The organism is Paenibacillus sp. 37 (assembly GCF_008386395.1).
In the GTDB taxonomy this organism is placed as follows: domain Bacteria; phylum Bacillota; class Bacilli; order Paenibacillales; family Paenibacillaceae; genus Paenibacillus; species Paenibacillus amylolyticus_B.
The window spans coordinates 430081-444441 of record NZ_CP043762.1 but is presented as its reverse complement, the minus strand read 5'-3'; the positions used below and the strand labels follow the sequence as shown (position 1 = coordinate 444441).

Here is a 14361-nt window from a genome sequence, read left to right as displayed (position 1 = left end):
CAAATGCAAACGATGCTGGACATCGCCAAACTACGCTTCAGATTACAGGTATGACTTGTGCAGCATGCTCAACCAGGATCGAGAAAGCACTAACCCGCTTGAACGGTGTTAGACAGGCGAATGTAAATTTAACTACAGAGGAAGCAACGGTAGCATATGACCCCGCTTTAGTAGATATTCAGTCCCTTCGCAATAAAATAGATAACTTAGGCTTCGGAACTGCTTCGACTTCCGTTGACCTAAATATTTCAGGTATGACTTGTGCAGCCTGCTCAGCACGCATCGAAAAAGGCCTCAGTCGTCTCCCGGGGGTGACGCGTGTGAATGTAAACTTGGCTCTGGAGTCAGGGCATGTAGAATTTGTAGCTGGAACACTGAAAGGTTCCGACCTCATTTATAAAATCAGGCAACTGGGTTTTGAAGCACGTATAAAAGCTACAGAGGCAGAAGCTCTATCCATGAGGGAACAGGAGATTCAACGCAAAAAATGGAAGTGGATCTTGTCAGCCGTCCTGTCTTTTCCCTTATTATGGGCCATGGTGTCACATTTCTCGTTCACATCTTGGATATGGGTTCCTGATGTATTTATGAATCCACTGTTCCAATGGCTGCTTGCAACGCCCATACAGTTCTATTTAGGATCACAATTTTATAAAGGTGCATATATAGCTTTGAAAAATCGAAGTGCCAATATGGATGTGCTCGTCGCACTTGGGACAAGTTCAGCTTACTTGTATAGTTTATATTTAACATCGCTAACTAGTACCGGTGGTACATCTGGTCATAATCATGGAGGAAGCGTCCCGGTGACAGAGGTTGTAAACACGGCCACTCAAGGACCTGTTAATTTGTATTTCGAAACCAGCGCCGTGTTAATTACATTGATATTGCTCGGTAAGTGGCTGGAGGCTCTGGCTAAAGGAAGATCTGCGCAATCTATTAAAAGCTTGATGCAACTGGCTCCGAGAAGTGCTCGGGTTCTCCGAAACGGTGAGGAGACAGAGCTTCTTCCCGAATATGTACTCGTTAATGATCTAGTCATCGTGAAGCCTGGCGAAAAGATTCCTGTGGATGGGATTGTTGAGGAGGGGGCTTCCTCCGTAGACGAGTCGATGTTAACCGGAGAAAGTCTGCCTGTGGATAAGAAGTTTGGCGATCGTGTAACCGGTGCGACCTTGAACAAAAATGGACGTCTTGTTATTCGCGCAACTCAGGTAGGTGCTGATAGTGCGTTATCCCGGATCATCCATATCGTGGAACAAGCACAAGGATCGAAAGCTCCGATCCAACGCGTAGCTGATTCAATTTCAGGGATTTTCGTACCTGTGGTCGTAGGCATAGCTGTGGTAACCTTTATATTGTCATTGATCTTCGAAAACTCAGAAGGATTCAGCGCTGCTCTAGAGAGAGCAATTGCAGTTTTGGTGATTGCCTGCCCATGCGCACTGGGCTTAGCTACACCAACATCCATAATGGCTGGTTCGGGGCGTGCTGCCGAATATGGTATTTTGTTCAAAGGTGGGGAGCATCTGGAGACTGCGCAACACATTCAGACGGTTATTCTCGATAAAACGGGCACTGTTACTCACGGAAAACCAGATATGACCGATGTAATGTCTGCACCGGCTTGGTCAACCAACGAACTGTTGAAGCGGGTTGGGATTGCTGAGTCTAGCTCTGAACATCCTCTCGCCCAAGCGATTATAGAGGGGATCAGAGACAAAGATATAAAAATCATGTTCACGCCAGAACAGTTTGAGAATATTCCGGGATCTGGCGTACGTGCACGTGGTTACAACCAGGATATTCTCGTTGGAACACGCCGACTACTAGCCGATGCTATGGTGCAGATTCCTACAGAAGCATTGGCCTATATGTCTGAATTGGAGGGTCAGGGAAAAACAGTAATGCTCGTGGCAGTAGACAATGAATGGGCTGGAATGGTTGCTGTTGCGGATACCGTAAAGGAAACATCTGCACAAGCGGTTAGCCGGCTTCAAGCGATGGGAATCGAAGTGGTGTTAATGACTGGTGACAACGTACACACAGCTCGTGCTGTTGCAAGCCAAGTCGGGATCACCACAGTCATTGCAGGCATTCAACCGGAGGAAAAAGCTGCTGAAGTAGAGAGATTACAGCACATGGGGCAGATTGTAGCCATGGTAGGTGATGGGATTAACGATGCGCCCGCTTTAGCGGTGTCTAATATCGGCATGGCCATCGGAACAGGCACTGACGTTGCCGTAGAGGCTGCGGATGTTACACTCATGCGCGGAGATCTCAACAGTGTTGCAGATGCTATTGAATTAAGTAAAAGAACGATGCGAAATATTAAACAGAATCTTTTTTGGGCGCTCGCATACAACGTAGTAGGTATTCCTATTGCTGCCATTGGTCTTCTGGCTCCTTGGCTGGCTGGTGCAGCGATGGCATTCAGTAGTGTGTCAGTTGTACTTAATTCATTACGTCTTCAAAAAATGAAACTTTAATTACGTTAATAACCTGGTGAGTCATTCCGTTTTGTAGCTCCAAAGACTGATTCAGAGAGAGACAACATAAAGTGTAGGGTGGCTGATAAAATAATCTCTCAGGGAATGTACTATAGCACATTCCCTGAGAGATTAAAGTATTATTGCAACGAATTCTAGAGCGATGTTACTGGATCTATTCTTAAGAACCAAAAATTGTTTTTACATGCGGTTGTTGCAACCAATCCTTCAGCGAGGTCAGTTGGAGATCAGGGACAACCACGCGATCTTTCACGTCATAATAGTTCAGGGAATCAATATTAGCTCCAATCCAACGATAGAAGCCTCCAATACCAGCTGCTTGGTCCGCCCCCATTACTGGAGAGAGAGCTGTTTCAAAATCATCATAGTTCAGGAAATTGAAGGTTATATCTTGTCCCAACGCTTGTGTAAAGCGCTCGCCGAGTTCTGCACCAGTAAGTGCTTCCGGACCTGGAGCTAACAGCACTTGTCCTGCCAGCTCAGGATGGGTTAGCGCATAATAATGATATTGCGCTGCGTCTTCGGAGCTGATCCATGGGATCGGTTTATCTGCTGGTACAGGGTAGAAGAGCATTCCATTATTGATCAGACCCGGAATCAAGAAGTTTTCCATATAGAGTGTGGGTTTTACCAAAATAGTTGGAATACCGCTTTGTTGTACGTACTCGATCAATTCTCGTTTTACATCCAACGTTTTGGTGTCGGTTGGCTGTTCTGGTAAAAATCCATTCGAATTCACAACGATCAATTTAACGTGCGCTTGTCGCGCAGCTTCAACGGCATTTGTAATTTGCTGCTTCATTAATGCTGTGTCATACTCAATTGGCATATTCAAGAAGACTTTACTAACACCGCTGTTAACATCTTTCAACGTTTCTGGTGCAGACAGATCACCTACAAATGCCTCTATACCTTGCTCTTTTAAAGCCGTTACGTTTTTGTCATGACGTGTAATGGTGCGAACAGCTACCCCTTTGGAGGTTAACAATCTTGCTACGGCTCCACCTTGTACCCCTGACGCTCCATAGACTAATATCGTTTCCATATATACAACAGCTCCTTATAGTTACATTCATTTGTTCAGTATCGAACTAAATGTTATATTTATAATAACTAACTCACAAACTTTATGTAAGTACGCACATTCGGGATATCAGGTATCTCTTGTGATACTTTTGGAGGTAAACTTATGGAGATCGAACCACTGGAAAATTGCAGTACTTGTCCGGTTGAATTTGCAGTCAATGCAATCGGCGGCAAGTGGAAAATTCTGATTTTGTACCATTTATTGAATAAAGATATTATACGGTTTAACGAACTACAAAAATCGCTCTCCACGGTGACACATCGCACACTTACGCGTCAATTGCGTGAGCTTGAAGAAGGTGGGCTAGTGAACCGCGTTGCTTATGCTGAAATGCCTCCTCGTGTCGAATACTCACTAACAGATAAAGGACATAGTCTCACACCGATTTTGTTACAATTGCAAAACTGGGGTCTACAGCATATGTAAGCACCTTGAACACAAGATAACACCATTAAATTCGCTGTAATAGCGACTTTTTTTCCTATTATAAGGAGCCGGTATTATTTATACTCATAATCTGAATTAAACTGATATCTAAAAGATGCCCCCCAATGATCAAATACATCATTGGGGGGCATCTTTTATTCAAATCATGTATAAAGAGAGCTTTTTTCAGGTATAAGAACCAGGTTCACAAATTGTTTGAAATTATACCATTTTGTCTCCCTCGAATAGCTCAACTGAGCCATTCATCTATTATAAATCTAAGGATAAGCTTATTTAAATGTGAGAAAGAAGGCTTCCTCGTAGATGAAGCGGCTAGTAGCAGACAAGCCATCATAGTTAAAGTGTGAACCAGGGATAATACGGCTTTAAGAAAAAAGATCTAAAAAGGGGACAAAACTGATGAAGGATCGATTTAAATTTACAGTCTTTATTTTAATCATGCTGGTAATTGTAAGTGGTTGTCAAAATACTTCACAACAACAAGAGAGCAACAGAGAGGAAGTTACTATTAATCAACCATCTGAACCTTATCTAACTTTTAAAGACTTTGACGGGGAAACCGTTACACTCCAGGATAAACCTCAAAATATTGTGATCTTGAATGAGCAAGTTCTTTACTCCTTCTATCAAGTTGGAGGGAAAGCAGTCGGTGTTCCGACTCCCTTTAACATTGAACCGCCTAAAGAAGCGATAAAAGTACCGAAAGTAGGTTTTATGCACGAAGTTAATATGGAAAAGGTATTAGAGTTAAAGCCTGATTTGGTGATTGGCCAGCGCTTTGACCATGGTAAATTCAGAGAAACTTTCAAAGAAGCTAATATCCCTTTAGCAAATCTTAACACCCAATCTATTGAAGACATAAAACAGAATACGATTTTGATGGGGAAAATTACAGGTAATGAACCAAAAGCGGAAGAGCTTGTAAATAAGATGAACTCAGAGATCAATCAAGTTATCGAGCAGATTCCAGATGAACAAGAAATGCCTACTTATGCCATACTAACCGTTATGGGAGACACTGCATATGTTGAACAGAGTTCAACAATAGCAATAGATATTGCAGATCAGTTAAAACTGCGTAATGCAACAGTATCCATAGATGGCGAAGCTTTTGCCGGATATATCCCGTTTAGTATGGAAGAGATGGTGATGATCAATCCGGATTATCTCTTTATTCTTTCCCACACAACGAATGATGAAGCTAAAGAAATGATCGAAAACAATTTCAAATCAAATCCAGCCTGGAGCTCACTTTCAGCCATTTCAAATGATCAAATGTATTTTCTTCCAAAAGATAAATTTGTAATGGCTCCTGGTGTTGATGTTGCCGAATCCTATAAATATATGGCAGACTTGATCACTCCAAGTCAAACGAATTAGATATTTATGATTGAGAATAATCAGTTAAAAAACAGGAAGAGCTGGAAACTCTTCATTATTGGACTTTTTATGATCTTCGCTATACTTAGCGTCATAATCAGTTTAGCTTTTGGAGCTGTTTCTGTAGATGTACGGTCCATTTTAAGTGTTTTACTTGGCAACACAGATTCGGACTACTACACGATTATATGGAATATTAGACTGCCACGTACACTTGTAGCCGTTTTTGTAGGCATTAATTTAGCTCTTTCCGGTGCATTATTACAAGGGGTTATGCGTAACCCTATGGCTGATCCCCATATTATCGGTGTTTCCTCCGGTGCAGGTTTATTTGGGACAACCATGCTACTGGTCTTCCCTGCCTTCTCACATTTGTTAGTACCTGTTGCATTTGTTGGAGCATTGACATCAGCCTTATTGATCTATTTGCTCGCTTGGGACAAGGGCGTATCTCCTATGAGGATTATTCTTGCTGGAGTTGCAGCTTCTGCTTTTTTAAATTCTGGAGTCTCAGCACTGTATACATTTTATAGTGACCGCATACAAGGAGCGGTTTCCTTTATGGTAGGAAGTCTATCCGCAAAAAGCTGGGGGCATGTGGAGACGATCATTCCTTACAGCATTATTGGATTAATATTGGCATTGTTAAGCGCCCAACGTATGAATGTACTGTTACTCGGCGATGCAGAATCAAGATCACTGGGACTAAACACGGAGGGCTATCGTTTATGGTTTATTGCTATAAGCGCGCTCCTTGCTGCCAGTGCTATAAGTATTGTGGGTCTACTCGGGTTTGTTGGCTTAATTGTTCCTCATGCTGCAAGGATTCTTGTGGGGAATGATTATCGGATATTGCTGCCTGCTTCAGCGCTGCTGGGAGTGACCGTTCTGTGTTTATCGGACACCATTGGCCGTGTTGCCTTCGCACCAATTGAGCTGCCAGTGGGTATTATTATGGGTGTGATAGGCGCTCCATTTTTCTTATATTTGTTACGAAAGAAGAGAACGATATGACACTGGAGACAAAGAATGTTCATATTGGATATCATGAAAATGAGGTCATTTCGGCTCTAAATCTTCAGTTTGAAGCAGGAAAGATCCACAGTATTCTTGGACCCAATGGCTGTGGTAAAAGTACACTTTTAAAGGCGCTGGGAAAGCAAATTCAGACTACGGATGGAAAGATTTTATTTAAGAATAGCGAAATCAATACATGGAGCAGGAAAGCATTTGCTAGAGAATTAGCTTTTTTAATGCAAGTTCATGAAAGTAATCCCGAGGTTACGGTTAGGCAACTCGTAGAGTATGGCCGTTTCCCTCATAAGAGGAAATTCGAACGATTCAATCAAGAAGATCATGCCATAGTTGATCAAGCCATCGCACTTACTCATTTAGTGGATTTAGCAGAAAGAACAGTAGATCGTTTGTCTGGGGGGGAGCGCCAGCGGGCATGGATTGCAATGACACTGGCTCAACAACCTGCTGTTTTGTTATTAGATGAGCCTACGTCCTATCTAGACATCCACCACCAACTTGAAATCATTGAACTGATTAAACGCTTAAATATCGAACAGGGCATTACAATCATCTTGGTGCTACATGATATTAATCAGGCAGCCATGATCTCTGATCAAATCATTGTGCTTCAAGCTGGAGAACTTTATGACCATGGTGCTCCTCAAAATGTTATTACACCAAAAATGTTACGTGATGTTTTTAAAGTTGATGCTGAAATAGATATTTCTTCTGATAATGAATCGATCTCTGTCTATAACTTTCAACTATTCAACGAATAAATAAACACAAAACAATCTCTGAATAAAAATCAGAGATTGTTTTGTGTTTATCATTGTATTTTAATTCGCGATAGGTTTTAAAGTGCATATACGTCTGGAGCAACGGCAACCATCACAGGATGTTCACGTTTTGGGCAGCTATATAGCTCGAATGAGCCTTTTCTCAGGAATATGTTTTATATACGATAAGATAGAATTTATGCCTCATATCTGGAATATAAAAAGATGGGGATTTACATAGAAAAAATCGATTGTTATCATCTGGATTGCGGCCTTACTTAGCTTGACTGCTGCTTGTGGCACAGACGCGCAGCAGGAGCAGGTTTCATCCAGCCCGGCTGCGGGGGACAAGCAGCAGAATGAGACAAATACAGGGGATTCGGAACAAGCTGCCAGCCCCTATCTCACTTTTCAAGATCTGAATGGTTCCACAGTCACCTTGGAGAAAAAACCTGAACGCATCGTTATTCTGAACAACGAACTAACTGAATTGTTCTATCAGGTTGGCGGCGAAGCCATTGGAATAGCAACATCAGCTGGTGTTGCTATTCCTGCTGAAGCAGCAGATGTGAAGCAACTTGGCCTGATTAACAGCATCAATCTGGAGGAAGTCCTCCAATTAAAACCTGATCTGGTCATCGGTCAACCGCTCTTTCACAAGGATCTGTCCGATACTTTCGCTGATGCTGGCATCCCATTCGCCATTTTGACGGTGAAGTCCATTGAGGACATTCGCAGTAATGCCAAGTTGTTCGGACAGATCATCGGCAAAGAACAGGAGGCTGAAATTGCGATTACAGACATGGATGCGAAACTTGACGCTCTCACAACAGATTTATCAGCGAACAAGCCGTCTTATGCAATCATAACCCTGATGATGAACACTGCGTCTATGCAAAAATCGACCAGTATCGCGCTGGATATTGCGGAGACGCTACACATGAAGAACATTGCTGAAAATCTTCCTTCTGGCAAAATGCCAAGTTCAGTACCCTTCAGTATGGAAAAGCTGGTTGAACTGAACCCAGACTACCTCTTCTTCGTGGTTCATGGGATGGATGAGGATGGGCAACGCATGATCGAAACCCAATTGGAGAGCAATCCAGCCTGGAGTTCGTTGCAAGCGGTGAAATCGGACCGCCTCCATGTTTTGCCGCCTTCCATGTTTGTTACAAATCCCGGCTTGAAAGTGTCAGAATCAGTAAAGTAAATGAAGCAACTGGTGTATTCGCCAGATCCAGCGAAAAAATAAAAATATGTACTGATGAGAGTCCGTAACCGCTATATTAGCGGCTGCGGACTTTTTAACTTGTGTAATATCACAATGTATCTCTATTTGAGAAGATGTATTGACACAGAGCAGCATGCTGGATATTTATGTATTAATATGTTAGAAAGCATTGCAATCTGCTTTGATCTCACAAATTAGACACAAAACGACTATCACTATAGCTAGATTGAGCTATATGGAAAAAATATCTTTTTATGTACACTATGAATAGCATAATGATAGCGCTTTATTTGCAACTCTGTTTATACTCCAATGAATAGGGATTGATGATGTTTCTAATCCAGAACGGAGGAAATACATTGAAAAGTAAATATGCCTTCTTACTTTCCTTGAGATCACTTGAATATGAGATTAAGCAATTAAATGCCTATGCCAAGGAACATGAAGAGTGTTTCGATCTTTTACAACTGAAGCTGGATTCGCTTTGTCAATTTATGACGTTGGAGGAGAACGACAGACAGTGGCTTGCGTGGGGAAGTCAGGAGGAAATCCAGTTATATGGCACGCAACTTCGCGAAACATCTGTGCAAGCGTTATGTGAAATGGAAAAGTATCAATCTGCTCTTGCGATTGAGAATCGTTTGAATGTGAGTGAGTATATCGAAATACTCTCCACATCCGTCCGAAGCGAGCTTCGGGATTTCCAGCTTGATCAACGCTCCAAAGTTCTTTTTATTGGTTCAGGTGCATTTCCTCTCTCCGCATTGACCATTGCTCATGAAACGGGTGCAGAAATTGTATGTCTGGATATCGATCCAGAGGCTGTTGAAAAGGGGAGAAAAGTAGCCGATACCTGGGGACTTGCCGACAGAATTGTTTTCTCTGGAAAACCGATCGAGGAGTTGTCTTTTGTGAGTGAAGCAACACATATCGTCATTGCCTCTCTAGTTCGCAACAAACTGGATATCTTGAATGATCTCAAAGGAAGAATTCAACCCGACACCCGAATCTTGATGCGCTATGGTAATGGACTGAAATCACTTTTTAATTACCCGGTTGAAGAGGAATTGTCTGACGATTGGCAAAAAACTTCGATTTCTGCAGGGAAAGGCTTCTATGAAACAATGATTATTGAACCGAAGCACAGTGTCATACAGGGAAGGTGAGGAGATTGGACAAGATGCAAGAAACATCGGCTCTAGGCAATGTATTGATTGTTGGTGGAGGCCCGGCGGGTATTCATGTTGCCGTGGATCTGTCCAAAGGTTGGTCTCATCGGATCGGTGTGGCGAACCGGAAGGGAATACACGCAGAGCGACTTCTAACGGAGCTTGAAGAGCACGAATTCCACGTATCCACAGAGGTTCTGGTCGAACGTGCCAGACATCTTTCGGCAACTGCCCGCCTGGACAGGTTTTATGCAGGATTCGACACGATAGAAGATGATTGGCAAACCATTGTTTTGTGTGTTCCCTGTCACAGCTACGTTGATGTCATCCGTGAATTAAAGCTGGATTACAGGCTTGAGGTTAAACGAATCATTCTCATCTCTCCGGGCATAGGCTCGAACATGCTTGTTCAAGAAAGTCTCGATGCAGTTAGAGATCGCATAGAAGTGATCAGCTTCTCGACATACTATGCAGCTACTAAATTTGACCCGGCTGCTGCTACTCTCCTGAAATCTATCGTCAAAGGCTTGAAGAGAAAAATTCACATGGGTTCCAGTCGAGCAAATAGTCGTACGCTGTTCCACCTTCAAGACTTTTTCGCCAGTTTAGGCATTGAAGCTGAACAGACCCCGCATCCAATTGGAGCCGAAAGCAGAAGCATTACGACCTATGTGCATCCACCGTTTTTTATGGATTCATTTTCGTTAAATGAAATCTTCAGCCATACTCGTTCCACCAAATATATGTATAAACTATACCCGGAAGGACCCGTTACACCTGGCACCATCCACAGTATGGTCCGGCTGTGGAAGGAAATTTCCTGCGTGCTTGTGAAGTTTGGAGCGGAACCGATGAACCTGCTGAAATTTATGAATGATGACAACTATCCTGTCCAGGAGCAGTCACTCTCCAGATCAGATATCGAGGGATTCGTTCAGTTTGATGAACTTCATCAGGAGTACTTACTGTATATCAGGTACGCCTCGCTCCTCATTGATCCCTTCTCCAGCCCGGGCAAACAGGGTCAATATCGTTCATTTGCAGCTGTACCTTACCAGCAGGTAAGCCTGGATCATGAAGGGAAATGGGTTATTCCGCGTATTCCTTATGAAGATTACAGAAAATTAAAACTGTTATACCATATTGGACAAACTTTGCAAATTCCAATGCCTCAAGCCAGAACGTTCATGCAGAACTTTGAGCATCAATTAGGGGCATTTATGAAACAACAAGGAGCAGATGCATTTCGTTCTGAACTCGTCCAGGACAACACCTTGGAGGAAGCGAAAATTATTATCCGTAAAATGCACACGCTGGATTTAAAGGGTAGAGAGGATGTTTTCAAATCATGAGTTTAGGAATTCGATCACAGCGTAGTAAAATCTTCTTTGGATTTATCTTGATATTATGTGCGGTCACCTTTCTGTCTGGATGTAGTCAGGCTAGTCGTTCCTCCGGTTCATCTAGCGAGGAAAATACGCCTGCTACATCCGTCTCTAAAGACATTACAATCATACATAGTCTTCCCAATGATACGCTGGATCCGCACAATACGTGGATTACGTTGCGTGCTGGTGTAACGGAAACATTATTGCGACTGGATGAAAATATGAAGATTTCTCCGTGGCTCGCAAGTGACTGGGAAACCAAGGATGATCGCACATGGGTCTTCTCGATTCGGGAAGGCATACAATTTCAGGATGGAACACCACTGGATGCTCAAGCGGTAAAAGCATCGTTTGAGCGTGGCATTGCCGACAGTAAAGCACTTGCCGCCGCTCTTAAAATCGCTTCAATGGAGGCGAACGGACAGCAACTTCAAATTACGACAACCGAGCCTTACCCGGCATTTCCTACAGAACTGGTGCATCCGACCACCAGTATTATCAGTGTAGCTGCCGAGAATCAAATGGGCAAAGAGGCATTCAACAATGCCCCGGTAGGAACCGGTCCGTTCAAGGTTACCAGCTTCACACCGGGCAGCGAAATTCATCTGGTGCGTAACGACGATTACTGGGATGGCAAGGCCAAGTTAAATGAGGTTACATTCAAATTTAATGCTGATGCCAATGTCAGAACGCTCGCTTTTCAGTCCAAACAAGCGGACATTGTATTTCATTTGTCTCCAGAGATGCTGACATCTATCGAAGCTGACAACGAGCTCAGCGTTAGCTCGGTTACGAGCTTGAGAACACATTATTTTACCTACAATCCTGCAAGTTCAAGCGTCAGCGATCACCGTGTTCGAGAAGCCCTGGACAAACTGATTGACCGGGATTCGATTGTACAGGATATTATGCTTGGTCATGCTTCACCAGCCAATGGTCCATTTAATGCTTCACTTCCTTTTGGCAATAGAGAAGGGTATCAGAAACTGGACGAAGCAGGTGCACTCCGGCTATTGGAAAGCGCAGGGTACACCAAAGGCTCAGATGGGAAATTTCAAAAAGATGGAAAACCGTTGACATTAAAACTGATTGCTTTTACCGGCGTGAATCCCGAGCTGCCGCTGATACCGCAGGTAGTTCAGTCAGAAGCAGCCAAAGCGGGTATTACGATTGAAATTGTTTCTGTAGAATATCCTGAAGTATACATCGCAGATCATACCGATTGGGATATGTCTACATCGAGTTATTTGACTTCCCCAAGAGGAGACGGAGGCTCATTTCTGAATTCCGCATATGTTCCGGGTGGCTCTTACAACCCTGCCAATATTCAAGTCGATGGATTGGAGCCCATTCTGAAGGAACTGAATGAGACAGGTGATACAGAGAAACGAAACGAGATTACTCAGCAGGCAGTGACAGTGATCAACAAGGCTTTGCCTCATTCCTATATTATCAATCCCAACATTCTGGTGGGGATCAATCAGCGGGTAACCGATTGGAAACCTGGAGCAGAGGAGTTCTATATCGTAACGCATACACTGGATGTGAAGTGACATGGTTCGGCAATCCTTTTCACGAATCATTCAGCTGATCCTTGTACTTTTAATGCTGAGCCTGGCAACCTTCCTGCTGATGAAGCTGGCTCCAGGTGATCCCGTACTTACGATATTGAAGGCCAACGAGGGAGCTGTCTCCCAATCGGATCAGGACCAGGTGCAAGAACAGCTTGGATTGAATTTACCACTTGTGCAGCAGTATGGTCTCTGGCTTCAGGGCGTGATTCAGCTCGACCTGGGAAAGTCATTTGTTAATAACCGGGCTGTGTGGGACCTGATGATGGATCGACTTCCCGCCACAGTATCGCTGACTTCAGGTGCGATTGTCGTGTTATTGCTTATATCCGTCCCGCTGGCTATATTGGGTGCAAAATATAAAGGGAAATGGCCGGATCATCTCAGTCGACTATTCGCATTGATCGGAGCTTCCATCCCCAGCTTCTGGCTAGGCTTATTGTTAATCTACGCCTTTGCCTTCAAGCTAAACTGGCTACCTACGATGGGCAGTGGCAACGTCAGGCATCTCATTCTTCCATCGATTACACTGGGGTTTGTCATGGCCCCCGAGTACATCCGCTTGCTTCGGTCGGGACTGCTGGATGCGTTATCGCAGGAATATGTGCGCGCCGCTCGTGCAAGAGGCATAGCGGAGTGGAGGGTCATCGCCAGACATGCACTTCGTGCCGCTCTTCTGCCAGTCATTACGATTTTCGGAATGAGTCTGGGTGCACTGCTGGCAGGTTCAGTCGTGACTGAAACTCTTTTTGCCTGGCCGGGTCTGGGAAGTATGGTCATGGAAGCGATCACTCAACGGAACTATCCGGTTATTCAGGGATATGTTCTGCTGACAGGCGTATTCATTGTGACAGCCAATGTGCTTGTGGATCTTAGTTATAGTCTGCTCGATCCCCGAATTCGCTCGGGAAGGGGGAGAAACGTGTGAAATGGACATCACTTGAGAATCTTGTGGAATTTCATAGAGGCCAAAGTCTTCGATTGAGTCCGCTACTGTGGCTCGGTGCGGGCATCATTCTGTTTTTCCTCCTTATCGCTCTCATTGGACCCTGGATATTGCCTAACGATCCTCTGCTGGTTCGTATGTCCGATCGTTTACTTCCACCCAGTGCCGAATTTCCGCTAGGTACTGACCATCTGGGCAGATGCATTTTGTCCCGCATTATAGATGGGACCCGAACAACGATGAGCACATCCTTTCTAGTGTTGACTACAGTCATCCTTATAGGTGTTCCCATAGGCATGTTATCCGGATTTTGGGGTGGTAAGCTGGATACGTTACTTATGAGAACCGTCGATGGCATTGGTGCAGTTCCTGAATTTCTATTGGCTGTTGCTGTTGCCGGTTTTCTTGGTCCAGGTCTGCTTCATGTCATGCTGGCTGTGGCGTGTGTGAAATGGATTACGTATGCAAGATTGGTGCGGAGTATTGTGCTGCTGGAAAAGGAAAAAGATTATGTCAAAGCTGCTGTTGTGGCTGGTAGCGGGATGTGGATCATTCTTTATCGTCATTTGGCAAGACAGGTTGCGTCGCCGCTCGCGGTCATGGCTGCACTCGATGTAGGCCGTTTCATTCTGCTGATATCGACGCTTTCATTTCTCGGTCTGGGTGTGCAGGCTCCTGCTCCGGAGTGGGGGGCGATGCTGAATGAAGGACGCTCGTACTTCCAGGCGGCCCCACAACTGATGATTTACCCTGGGTTATGCATTCTGATGGTTGTATTCAGCTCTAATCTGATCAGCGACGGCATTCGGGACCATCTGGACATACGTAATCGTTAA

12 protein-coding genes are annotated in these 14361 nt (G+C 44.1%); 11 read left to right on the top strand and 1 reads right to left on the bottom strand.

Going from position 1 to position 14361, the window contains the following annotated elements:
* Nucleotides 1–50 precede the first annotated feature (50 nt).
* A complete protein-coding gene (locus tag F0220_RS31835; RefSeq protein WP_262928167.1) occupies nt 51–2489 on the top strand; it encodes a heavy metal translocating P-type ATPase in 2439 nt (812 codons plus the stop codon).
* 181 nt (nt 2490–2670) lie between these two features.
* Here F0220_RS31835 and F0220_RS31830 read toward each other — a convergent pair whose 3' ends face one another.
* Complete coding sequence (locus F0220_RS31830; RefSeq protein ID WP_105599001.1) at nt 2671–3555, bottom strand: SDR family oxidoreductase; 885 nt, start codon at nt 3553–3555, stop codon at nt 2671–2673.
* 144 nt (nt 3556–3699) lie between these two features.
* On the opposite strand from F0220_RS31830, the gene F0220_RS31825 reads away from it, so the two are divergent.
* From F0220_RS31825 to nikC, 10 genes are all read left to right on the top strand, one after another.
* On the top strand, nt 3700–4023 hold the full coding sequence (locus tag F0220_RS31825; protein WP_105599002.1) for a winged helix-turn-helix transcriptional regulator: 324 nt from the start codon (nt 3700–3702) through the stop codon (nt 4021–4023).
* A 420-nt stretch (nt 4024–4443) separates the two neighbouring features.
* Nucleotides 4444–5424, top strand: a complete 981-nt coding sequence (locus F0220_RS31820; protein WP_149847159.1) for an ABC transporter substrate-binding protein — start codon at nt 4444–4446, stop codon at nt 5422–5424.
* A 6-nt stretch (nt 5425–5430) separates the two neighbouring features.
* The gene (locus tag F0220_RS31815; RefSeq protein ID WP_149847158.1) at nt 5431–6438 is read left to right on the top strand and encodes a FecCD family ABC transporter permease; all 1008 of its coding nucleotides are present in this window, start codon (nt 5431–5433) and stop codon (nt 6436–6438) included.
* A complete protein-coding gene (locus tag F0220_RS31810) occupies nt 6435–7220 on the top strand; it encodes an ABC transporter ATP-binding protein (protein WP_149847157.1) in 786 nt (261 codons plus the stop codon). The genes F0220_RS31815 and F0220_RS31810 overlap by 4 nt, the downstream gene beginning before the upstream one ends.
* A 283-nt stretch (nt 7221–7503) precedes the next feature.
* A complete protein-coding gene (locus tag F0220_RS31805; protein ID WP_188310574.1) occupies nt 7504–8430 on the top strand; it encodes an ABC transporter substrate-binding protein in 927 nt (308 codons plus the stop codon).
* 380 nt (nt 8431–8810) lie between these two features.
* A complete protein-coding gene (locus F0220_RS31800; protein WP_105599164.1) occupies nt 8811–9617 on the top strand; it encodes a nicotianamine synthase family protein in 807 nt (268 codons plus the stop codon).
* A 14-nt stretch (nt 9618–9631) separates the two neighbouring features.
* The gene (locus F0220_RS31795) at nt 9632–10972 is read left to right on the top strand and encodes an opine metallophore biosynthesis dehydrogenase (RefSeq protein WP_149847155.1); all 1341 of its coding nucleotides are present in this window, start codon (nt 9632–9634) and stop codon (nt 10970–10972) included.
* The gene (nikA, locus tag F0220_RS31790; protein ID WP_105599008.1) at nt 10969–12561 is read left to right on the top strand and encodes a nickel ABC transporter substrate-binding protein; all 1593 of its coding nucleotides are present in this window, start codon (nt 10969–10971) and stop codon (nt 12559–12561) included. The genes F0220_RS31795 and nikA overlap by 4 nt, the downstream gene beginning before the upstream one ends.
* A 1-nt stretch (nt 12562) precedes the next feature.
* Nucleotides 12563–13507, top strand: a complete 945-nt coding sequence (gene nikB, locus F0220_RS31785) for a nickel ABC transporter permease (protein WP_149847154.1) — start codon at nt 12563–12565, stop codon at nt 13505–13507.
* Nucleotides 13504–14361 carry a nickel transporter permease gene (nikC, locus tag F0220_RS31780; RefSeq protein ID WP_105599010.1) on the top strand — a complete coding sequence of 286 codons (858 nt, stop codon included), beginning with the start codon at nt 13504–13506 and terminating at the stop codon, nt 14359–14361. Before nikB ends, nikC begins: the two co-directional genes overlap by 4 nt.

Bases quoted from the DNA above. Each gene is read 5' to 3' on its own strand.
- F0220_RS31835 (WP_262928167.1), top strand. From the start codon at position 51: ATGACTTGTGCAGCATGCTCAACCAGGATCGAGAAAGCACTAACCCGC.
- F0220_RS31830 (WP_105599001.1), bottom strand. From the start codon at position 3,555: ATGGAAACGATATTAGTCTATGGAGCGTCAGGGGTACAAGGTGGAGCC.
- F0220_RS31825 (WP_105599002.1), top strand. From the start codon at position 3,700: ATGGAGATCGAACCACTGGAAAATTGCAGTACTTGTCCGGTTGAATTT.
- F0220_RS31820 (WP_149847159.1), top strand. From the start codon at position 4,444: ATGAAGGATCGATTTAAATTTACAGTCTTTATTTTAATCATGCTGGTA.
- F0220_RS31815 (WP_149847158.1), top strand. From the start codon at position 5,431: ATGATTGAGAATAATCAGTTAAAAAACAGGAAGAGCTGGAAACTCTTC.
- F0220_RS31810 (WP_149847157.1), top strand. From the start codon at position 6,435: ATGACACTGGAGACAAAGAATGTTCATATTGGATATCATGAAAATGAG.
- F0220_RS31795 (WP_149847155.1), top strand. From the start codon at position 9,632: ATGCAAGAAACATCGGCTCTAGGCAATGTATTGATTGTTGGTGGAGGC.
- nikA (WP_105599008.1), top strand. From the start codon at position 10,969: ATGAGTTTAGGAATTCGATCACAGCGTAGTAAAATCTTCTTTGGATTT.
- nikB (WP_149847154.1), top strand. From the start codon at position 12,563: ATGGTTCGGCAATCCTTTTCACGAATCATTCAGCTGATCCTTGTACTT.